This is a genomic window from Brevibacillus sp. HB1.3 (genome assembly GCF_013186635.1).
GTDB classification, from domain to species: domain Bacteria; phylum Bacillota; class Bacilli; order Brevibacillales; family Brevibacillaceae; genus Brevibacillus; species Brevibacillus brevis_D.
The window spans coordinates 62926-71633 of record NZ_JABMIT010000018.1 but is presented as its reverse complement, the minus strand read 5'-3'; the positions used below and the strand labels follow the sequence as shown (position 1 = coordinate 71633).

The 8708-nt window shown below is 48.5% G+C and carries 8 protein-coding genes; 4 read left to right on the top strand and 4 right to left on the bottom strand.

What is annotated here, in order from left to right:
• The first annotated feature begins 80 nt into the window (after positions 1-80).
• A complete protein-coding gene (locus tag HPY31_RS27615; protein ID WP_172143206.1) occupies positions 81-908 on the top strand; it encodes a DUF2161 domain-containing phosphodiesterase in 828 nt (275 codons plus the stop codon).
• 30 nt (positions 909-938) lie between these two features.
• On the opposite strand, the gene HPY31_RS27610 is transcribed toward HPY31_RS27615, so the two are convergent.
• From HPY31_RS27610 to HPY31_RS27600, 3 genes are read right to left on the bottom strand one after another with little or no spacing between them, the layout of a single operon-like run.
• The gene (locus HPY31_RS27610) at positions 939-2144 is read right to left on the bottom strand and encodes an NAD(P)/FAD-dependent oxidoreductase (protein ID WP_172143205.1); all 1206 of its coding nucleotides are present in this window, start codon (positions 2142-2144) and stop codon (positions 939-941) included.
• The gene (locus HPY31_RS27605) at positions 2141-2476 is read right to left on the bottom strand and encodes a (2Fe-2S)-binding protein (RefSeq protein WP_064203436.1); all 336 of its coding nucleotides are present in this window, start codon (positions 2474-2476) and stop codon (positions 2141-2143) included. The genes HPY31_RS27610 and HPY31_RS27605 overlap by 4 nt, the downstream gene beginning before the upstream one ends.
• The gene (locus tag HPY31_RS27600; RefSeq protein ID WP_172143204.1) at positions 2473-2745 is read right to left on the bottom strand and encodes a (2Fe-2S)-binding protein; all 273 of its coding nucleotides are present in this window, start codon (positions 2743-2745) and stop codon (positions 2473-2475) included. The genes HPY31_RS27605 and HPY31_RS27600 overlap by 4 nt, the downstream gene beginning before the upstream one ends.
• A 149-nt stretch (positions 2746-2894) precedes the next feature.
• On the opposite strand from HPY31_RS27600, the gene HPY31_RS27595 reads away from it, so the two are divergent.
• The 3 genes from HPY31_RS27595 to HPY31_RS27585 all read left to right on the top strand — a co-directional run bounded on the left by HPY31_RS27595 (position 2895) and on the right by HPY31_RS27585 (position 6321).
• Positions 2895-3962, top strand: coding sequence for a M24 family metallopeptidase (locus HPY31_RS27595; protein ID WP_172143214.1), 1068 nt, complete (start codon positions 2895-2897; stop codon positions 3960-3962).
• A 220-nt stretch (positions 3963-4182) separates the two neighbouring features.
• Positions 4183-5850 (top strand): peptide ABC transporter substrate-binding protein, encoded by a 1668-nt coding sequence (locus HPY31_RS27590; RefSeq protein WP_172143203.1) that lies wholly within the window; start codon positions 4183-4185, stop codon positions 5848-5850.
• Between the two features lie 21 nt (positions 5851-5871).
• Positions 5872-6321 (top strand): ABC transporter substrate-binding protein, encoded by a 450-nt coding sequence (locus HPY31_RS27585; RefSeq protein WP_172143202.1) that lies wholly within the window; start codon positions 5872-5874, stop codon positions 6319-6321.
• Positions 6322-6844: 523 nt separating this feature from the next.
• Here HPY31_RS27585 and HPY31_RS27580 read toward each other — a convergent pair.
• Positions 6845-8545 carry a sigma-54 interaction domain-containing protein gene (locus tag HPY31_RS27580; RefSeq protein ID WP_172143201.1) on the bottom strand — a complete coding sequence of 567 codons (1701 nt, stop codon included), beginning with the start codon at positions 8543-8545 and terminating at the stop codon, positions 6845-6847.
• Positions 8546-8708: the final 163 nt, after the last annotated feature.

Below are 8708 nucleotides of genomic sequence, written 5' to 3'. Positions count from 1 at the left end.
ATATTCAGTTTTGAAGGAATAACGAAGAAAGGAGTCAATCCATTGGATTGGCTCTTTTTCCTATAAGAGAAGGGGAGCACATGGAACCGAAAGCAGAGAAAAAATATGAAGCTGACATGTACGAACCGATTCGAAATTATTTTGTCGCGCAAGGATATGACGTTTTTGGCGAGGTCAAGCATTGCGATTTAACAGCCATGAAAGACGAGGAACTGATCATTGTTGAATTGAAGCGCAACCTAAGTGTGGAATTGCTCATACAGGCGACCAAGCGACAACGCTATACCGATTTTGTTTATATGGCAATTCCGAAGCCCAAATACAAATTGTTTTCGAAAAAATGGCAAGATATATGCTACTTGGTTAGACGTCTCGAGCTCGGTCTTATTCTCGTGTCCTTTCCAAAAAGAGGGCCCGCAGTCATGGAAGTGAATATTTCACCGGGACCATTTGATCGGGTAAAAAGCAAGCAATTCAATCAAAAAAAGAGAAACCGCATCATTGAAGAGATGCGGGGAAGATACGGCGATTACAATGTTGGCGGCAGTTATCAAACCAAGCTCATGACGGCCTACAAGCAGAGCTGCATTCAAATCGCGACGTTGCTTCAGCAGTATGGGCCGTTATCGCCTAAATTACTTAAGAGTAAAGGGGCAGGGGAGAAAACCTCGTCGATTCTTATCCAAAATCATTATGGGTGGTTTACCCGTGTGCAACGAGGACTGTATGCGATCACGCCGACAGGAGAGAGAGAAATCGCGGAATACCCTGAGCTCATAGCTTACTATCAAGAACAAGCAGAGGAAATACACGGTACGCTTACTCTGGATTCAGAGTTGCCATCTTCATCAACCACCAAAGCACAATCCAGAAAGAAAAAACAAAGGCAGCCTGCCGCGAAAGAATGACAGGCTGCCTTTTCCTATGAAAAGAACCAATTAGTGTGCGATCCATTCTGCTGTCATTTGCCCTACCAGTGTACGCCCAGCAACAATGTCTGGATGGAACTGAATCGTTGCGTTTTGGCGGACGATTTTCACCTGTTGAATGGCATCTGATAAAGGCTGCTCATTCGTTAGCTTTCCCTGAGCTTTTGCGATAGAAAGTCCTGCGACCGTGCCCTGAGCCATTGCCACTTTGGCACTTTCAATTCCCGTGATATTGCCGGCAACATAGAGTCCGGGGACGGGTGTTTGCATACTTTCATTGTGTAAGGGGACATGCCCGCCCAAGGAGGGAACATAGGCAAAAGGGCACCCAGCAATCGCAGCCAATTCGGCGAGTGGACTTAATCCGCCTGCGATACAGACGAAATCAGCTGGAATGACTTGTTCGGTTCCAGCTATGGGTGAACCATCGGCTGCAACTCGGGCGATACGGACACCCTCGACTTGAAAGGTTCCGACGATTTCCAGTGCTGCTGTTCGCAGTTGAATCGGGATGTCCCACATAGAAAACCCGTTGGAGGGATAGAGGGACACTGCCAGTTTTTGCATCCTTGAACTTCCCATCAGTTTGCTCCCCAGCCGAATCATCAAAGAAGGGGCAAGATGGGCGACGCGCAATAAGGATTGCATCACAGCTTGTGGTTGCCCTGCAGTGCCACTGACAGCCGTACTAGGTGGGAGAATCATTCGATCCACTGTAATTCCAGCCAACTGCAATTCCCGGGATATCGCCACCGATAAGATATTGATTCCAATGACGACTCCGCGCTGTCCTACTCGCACGCGCTGTACATTCGTCATGACTTGAGCCGCTCCAATGGACATCACGCCAGGTAACGTCCACCCTGGCACGGGGACGGCTGCCTCAGAAGCCCCCGTTGCGATCAGGAGCAACGGGGCTATCATTTCCCCCACTGTGGTAGAAACAATCCAGCCATTTTGAGATTGGGTCAAATGGAACACGGAAACGCCGCAACGGACCTCTACGCCAAGCCCAATCGCTTCTTGCGTGAGACGAGCAGCCTCATCCAGTCCATTCCACCACACACCGTCCGGTTCTTCGTGAAGCTGTCCAAGCAAGCGGCCCCCAGGGCGATAAAACTCATCGACTACACAAACAGCCAATCCCTGCCTTGCACTTGCAATTGCTGCGGATAAGCCCGCGGGTCCAGCCCCGATGATCAGAAGGTCGATCATGCACCATGCCCTCCTTTTTTCAAGGGAGTAGGTAGGAGAGAACCCGCATTTACTTGCATGCCTTCCTGCACAAGCGTCATACAAGCACGCACGGTTGGAACACCGTCTACGTGGACGCGACATTCATAGCAGTGACCGATATTGCAGTAAATGCCTCGCGGTGTTCCTTTTTCTTCGTGCACCCGAAGCGTACGGACCCCTGCGGCCAATAGCGCTCCCGCAATCGTTTCGCCTTCGAAAGCCGTATAGACAGAGCCGTTATAATAAAAAGGAAGCTGCTTTCTGTCCCCGAGTGAACCGAGGACCGGATGGTGATCAATTCGTTGATTCATGCCCGTTGCCCCCCAAGCGTTTGAAATGAGACAGGACGGATAGGCGGTTGGTATCCAAGAGGTACATTATGAGAAGGCACTTGGCCAGCTACTTGCTGAAGGATCTGATCGATCAATGTACGGCAGGTTCTCCCACCGCAGCAGCCCATGCCGGCTCTGGTCCGTAGCTTCAGCTCACGTGCGGTACATTGGTAGGTTTGGGCGGTCTCTACCAATTCAGCGAGAGTTACTTCTTCACAACGGCAGATAATCAATGGATGCGATTCCATGATGATGCCTCCTTTCATTCTTGCTTGTTGAAAAATGCAAGTGTCATGCCATGGGAAAGAGACTGAGATCGTTCTGGCTGGCACAATACTTGCTGAATATTCTCAAAGAGAAAGCCCAATCACGACAAAACAAAAGAGGGATGACAGAGATGGAAAAAGTAACAAGACTGCGTGAACAATTCGATTCAATGGGGATTGATGGGATGTTGATCACCAATGGACAAAACCGCCGATACCTCACAAACTTTACAGGTACATACGGAGTTGTCCTCATTTCGAGGGACCAGGCCAAGCTCTTCACAGATTTCCGTTACACAGCTCAAGCGCAAGCACAAGCAACAGGATTTGAGATCGTTTATTTGCCGACAAAAGAATCCGTTTACAGCGAAGTAGCGCGTCAGGCGGAAGCGATGGGGATCAACCATCTCGGCTTTGAGGAGGAGAATGTCTCGTTTGCCTTACATCGTAAATACAGCGAGGCCGTCCAAACAGCATTCATTCCGACGTCAGGTGTCATTGAGGGATTGCGGATGCTAAAGACAAAGGAAGAACTGGCGATCATTCGAACGGCTGCGCAAATCGCTGATGCGGCATTTTCCCATATAACGTCCTTCCTGCGTCCTGGGATCACAGAGCTCGCAGTGTCTAATGAATTGGAAATGTTCATGCGAAAGGAAGGGGCGTCAGGCTCTGCTTTTGACATCATTATTGCTTCTGGCTATCGTTCCGCACTTCCTCATGGCGTAGCGAGTGAAAAAACGATTGAAGCGGGCGATATGGTCACGATGGATTTTGGGGCATTGTACCAAGGGTATCGCTCAGATATTACCCGTACGGTTGCTGTCGGCAATCCGGATGAACAGCTCAAAGCCATCTACGAGATCGTATTGGAAGCACGCAATAGGGCTGTTGCAGGCATTCGTCCCGGCATTACCGGGAAAGAGGCAGACGCCTTCGCACGGGACTACATCACGGAGCACGGTTATGGCGAGCGTTTTGGACATGGAATGGGGCATGGAGTGGGCCTCGATATTCATGAGGAGCCATTTATGTCCACTCGTTGCACCGCTGTTCTCCAAGAAGGCATGATTTTGACTGTGGAGCCGGGGATTTATATCCCAGAGCTTGGTGGGGTCCGTATCGAAGACGATCTGGTTGTCACAGAGAGTGGTAATGAGATGCTTACACATTCACCACGCGAATTGATCATTTTATAAATCGAGGGACAAAGTCTTGGCCGAGTAAGTGGGCTGGGGCTTTTTTTGTCTAACAGCAGTGTCTAAGATTTGAAACACGACAAGTAATACCGTGTACAAAAAAGTTTACAACAACCAACGCTAGATTGAAGCTACAGCCGCTTTCATTTTTGGCACATCTATTGCATTCTGATAATTCTGAAAAACAACACATAACGACTGAATAACGGGGGTTGATCCAATGAAAAAAAGTGTGTTCGCGGTAATGAGTAGCCTAGCAGTCATGGGATTAGCGTTGGCAGGATGTGGAGGAGGACAGCCAGCAGGAAAGCCAGCCGAACAAGCAACACAGAGTGGACAGTCGAGCACGCAGCCAGCACCTGCCAACACGGCTAATGAACCAGCAAAAGCACAAGTCCTTCGCTGGAATCTTCACTCCGAACCACCTACAGGTGACCCTGGACTTGCGGAAGACACGACTTCTGCTGCCATCGTTAAAGCAGTTTTTGATGGACTGACACGCATCGGGTCTTCGGGCAAGCCAGAGGAAGCAGTAGCCGAGAAGATCGAAGTATCGAGTGATATGAAAACATACACCTTCAAGCTGAGAGACTCCAAGTGGAGCAACGGAGAACCAGTAACAGCTCACGATTTCGAATACGCGTGGAAGCGAGCTCTCGATCCGAAGACAGCGTCGAATTACGCCTACCAGCTCTATTACATTAAGAATGCGGAGAAGGCCAACAAAGGGACTGGCAGCTTGGATGATGTCGGCGTAAAAGCAGTGGATGACAAGACCCTCCAAGTAGAGTTGACGAATCCAACTCCGTTTTTTCTGGAGCTAACTGCCTTCCAAACTTATTTCCCGGTAAATAAAAAGGTAATCGAGGCCAGTGAAAAATGGGCCGGAGATGCTAAAACACACGTAGGAAATGGTCCGTTCAAAATGGAGTCATGGGAACATAAAAGCAAAATGATACTCGTGAAAAACGACAACTACTGGGACAAAGATCGTGTCAAGCTGGACAAGATCGAGTTCTCGATGGTGGAGGATGAAAACACAGAGCTGTCCATGTTCGAAAACGGCGAGATTGACTGGGCAGGCAGTCCGTTAAGCTCGCTGCCAACAGATGCGATGCCAGCGCTTAAAGATAGCGGAAAGCTGCAAGTGAAGCCTGTCGGTGCTACCTACTGGTACAAGTTCAATACAGAGAAACCCCCGTTCAATAACGTGAAGATTCGTAAAGCCTTTGCCTACGCCATTAACCGTCAAATCTTGATCGACAATGTACTCCAAGCGAATCAGCAGCCAGCGATGGCAGCAGTTCCTCCGACAATGGGACTCAATACGGGCGGTTATTTCAAAGACAACGATCAAGAAACAGCCAAAAAGCTGTTAGAGGAAGGAATGAAAGAGCTGGGCATTTCGAAACTGCCGCCGATCAAGCTCAGCTACAACACGTCCGAAGGGCATAAAAAAATCGCAGAAGCGATTCAGGACCAATGGCGCCAAAACCTTGGAGCAGATGTGAAGCTGGAAAATCAGGAATGGAAGGTGTACCTCGAGACCATGCACGAGGGCAACTATCAGGTCGGGCGTCTCGGTTGGTCGGGTGACTTCAACGATCCGATCAACTTCCTGGAGCTGTTCAAGGAAAAGGACGGAGGAAACAATGACACGCGTTGGGAGAATCCGAGATTCAAAGAGCTGTTGAATCAATCCGCCACTGAGAGTGACCCAGAAAAGCGCAAGGCGATTTTGCGTGAAGCCGAGCAAATCATGATGGATGAAATGCCGATTATGCCGATCTACTTCTATACACATACATGGGTGAAGAATGACAAGGTAAAAGGAATCTTCCAGGATGGTCTAGGGGCAATCGATTGGAAATGGACATCAATCGAATAATATTCGAATGGGGGATGGGCAATGAAAAAATGGGGAAGTGTGATAGTCGTTGGTGCAATTTTACCAGTTACTGGTAACTATGCAACGGATGGAAAAGACATGCAAAACGCCATTGAAATGGGTGTCAAAAAAATAAATGACAGCGGTGGAGTGATTGGAAAAAAATTGAGGATCGAAGTAGCTGATGATGGCTGCGATTCAAAAATAGCGACGACAGCAGCCAACTCAGCCAAATTACCCGCTCAAGGCTATGACACCCTCTTTTTGATCAATGGCCTAACCCCAGATCAAGCACAATCCGCAGCAGATTATATGGCAGCGAACCAAACGAAAAAAGTCGTGCTCACCCATGACAATTCTACCTACGCCAAAAAATTGGATGATTTTGCTAAACTGTCCGTTGAAAAATCCGGTGGTGCCATTATTGCGTATGAGGCAATCAACCATGGAATTGATCCGTATTTTGTCTGAGGTGTTGCCACCAAAAGAGGGGCGAAGGTTTCCAGATTTTTGTTTGCGTTGGCGTGCGTTATTTGGGTATAAAAAGCGGCTGTAGTGGAGGGAAGAAGCGGATTTCCAGTCTACGCTTCGGCCTACGCCCCGCAGGGAGGGATTGACTGCCCGCTCCGGAATGAATGGCGGGAGCGCTTCAAACGTAGAAGTTTCGAAGAAGTATTCCATAAGTGAAGCTTAAATTCCCCGCCATTCATTCCTACGCTGGGATGGGCTCCAGAGGCGCTTGGACTGGAAATCCGCTTCTTCTTCGTAGCTTTTGTAAAACATTATTAAAGTCACTTCAAGAAGGAAAACCGCCTGTTCGCGATCATTTAGTCGTCAAAACCCAAAAACGATTTGAAAAGCTCGATGAACGTTAACAGCTCGAAAGCCCTGTCACATGTTTGGAAGGAGACCGCCCGAACGAAGAGAGGATACAGGCGACTGGAAAACATGTGGCAGGGCTTCCCCATGCACAACCGCTGAAGGACAACATTTTTTACTTCCCCAATTTGTTATACAGAGTGGCCCGCGATATGCCAAGTCTTTTGGCAGCCGCTTGCTTGTTGCCGTTTTCCAGCTCGATAGCTCGCAAAATGACACGGCGCTCATGCGCTTCGATTTCCTCTTGCAAGGAAAAGAGATCAGGCGGGAGCTCAATCGGTACCTGTTTCGTCTGACCTTGCAAGGAATACGGTAAATCCTCTTCTTTGATAATACCGTCTGTCGCAAATACTACCAATCGTTCAATGGCATTTCGCAGCTCGCGAATGTTGCCTGGCCAGTCGTATTGAAGCAGGTTTTGCATCACATTTTGTGAGATGGCATGAATGGGACGATTGTAACGTAAAGACAATTCATAGAGAAAAAAGTGGGCGAGCTCAATCGTATCTTCAATGCGTTCTCGTAGCGGAGGAATTTTCAGCGTCACGACATTGAGCCGATAGAACAGGTCTTGGCGAAACTTCCCTTCCTTCACTAACTCCTCCAGATTTTTATTCGTGGCAGCAAGCACGCGGAAGTCCGCCTCAATCTGCTTGGTCCCTCCGACCGAATAATACTTTTTCTCCTGAAGCACGCGAAGCAGCTTCACTTGCATATCGAGCGGCATTTCTCCTATTTCGTCGAGAAACAGCGTTCCTCCGCGGGCCAGCTCAATCATTCCTTTTTTCCCTTTTTGATCCGCACCAGAGAAGGCCCCTTTTTCGTAACCAAACAGCTCGCTTTCAAACAAAGTAGGCGAAATCGCACCGCAGTTGATGGCGATAAAGGGTGCATTGGAGCCTTCCCGCACATCATGCACGGCTTTGGCGAAAAGCTCCTTGCCGACGCCGCTTTCCCCTGTGATCAAGACGGTTGCTTGCGTAGCGCTGAGCTTTTGGATCATGGACTTGATATGGCGAATGGGGAGACTCGTTCCCTTGATCTGAGCAAATGGATCGGCCGTCGGACTGAGCTTTGCCATTTCCTGCTGCAAGTGATTCACTTTTTTATTGGCGTTCAATAGCTCCTGGTTCAGTCGGACTTGGCTCGTGATATCGGTTTCCGCCGCAACAGCACCGATGATTTTGTCATGCAAATAGATCGGATTCGTATTGATGAGAACGACGAGATCCTCCCGCGGCTGATGCTGATGGCGGTAGAGAGAGTGTCCGCTTTGCAGAGATTTGAGTGTTTCGAGCATTTCGAGTGGGAAAAATTCGGTGATCGGGTGACCAATCGTTTCTTTTGCTTTCAAGGAAAAGATTCGTTCAGCGCCTTCTGTCCAAACCATTACACGCGCTTTTTCATCGATGACGGATATGGATGCATCCATGGTTTTGATCATCGTCTCGAAATACGCTTCCAAAATCTCATACGAGGAAAAAATGGCTTGTATGACTGCACCTCGATGAAGGTAGCCGACAGGGATTCCAGGTTGTTTTTCGATTAGGAGATAGTTGTGAGTAGCTAGCAGGCGGATGGCATCGGCCAATGTTGAATCCCGTGTCGTCACAGCAGCTGGTTCCCAAGGGGCATGTGTACAATCGATCGTCAAATTGGCGGTGAAATGAGAGGAATCGGCGACATACCAGCTGGTTTGACGCTGGGCAAATACAGGAACGGTTTCGTCCAACTGAGGAGGGAGAAGCTCTTGATCGTTGAAAATCCGCATGTTTGTCTGGATCAATTCGGTTAAGGCAGGAAGTTTGTGATTCAACTCGATCATCCCTTTTTAAAGAGGTAGTTCAAGTGTATAAAATTTTGAACATTTTCTCATTTATTATACATTCGCCCTCTCAGTTGTCAAAGAATTTAGATGAAATATTTTGGAGATCTTGCTTGGAACGATTGGCATGGCTTTTGCAAAAAAGAGTAAGCAA

Coding starts and splice junctions, on each gene's coding strand:
- HPY31_RS27615 (WP_172143206.1), top strand. CDS start 81: ATGGAACCGAAAGCAGAGAAAAAATATGAAGCTGACATGTACGAACCG.
- HPY31_RS27610 (WP_172143205.1), bottom strand. CDS start 2,144: ATGATCGACCTTCTGATCATCGGGGCTGGACCCGCGGGCTTATCCGCA.
- HPY31_RS27605 (WP_064203436.1), bottom strand. CDS start 2,476: ATGAATCAACGAATTGATCACCATCCGGTCCTCGGTTCACTCGGGGAC.
- HPY31_RS27600 (WP_172143204.1), bottom strand. CDS start 2,745: ATGGAATCGCATCCATTGATTATCTGCCGTTGTGAAGAAGTAACTCTC.
- HPY31_RS27595 (WP_172143214.1), top strand. CDS start 2,895: ATGGAAAAAGTAACAAGACTGCGTGAACAATTCGATTCAATGGGGATT.
- HPY31_RS27590 (WP_172143203.1), top strand. CDS start 4,183: ATGAAAAAAAGTGTGTTCGCGGTAATGAGTAGCCTAGCAGTCATGGGA.
- HPY31_RS27585 (WP_172143202.1), top strand. CDS start 5,872: ATGAAAAAATGGGGAAGTGTGATAGTCGTTGGTGCAATTTTACCAGTT.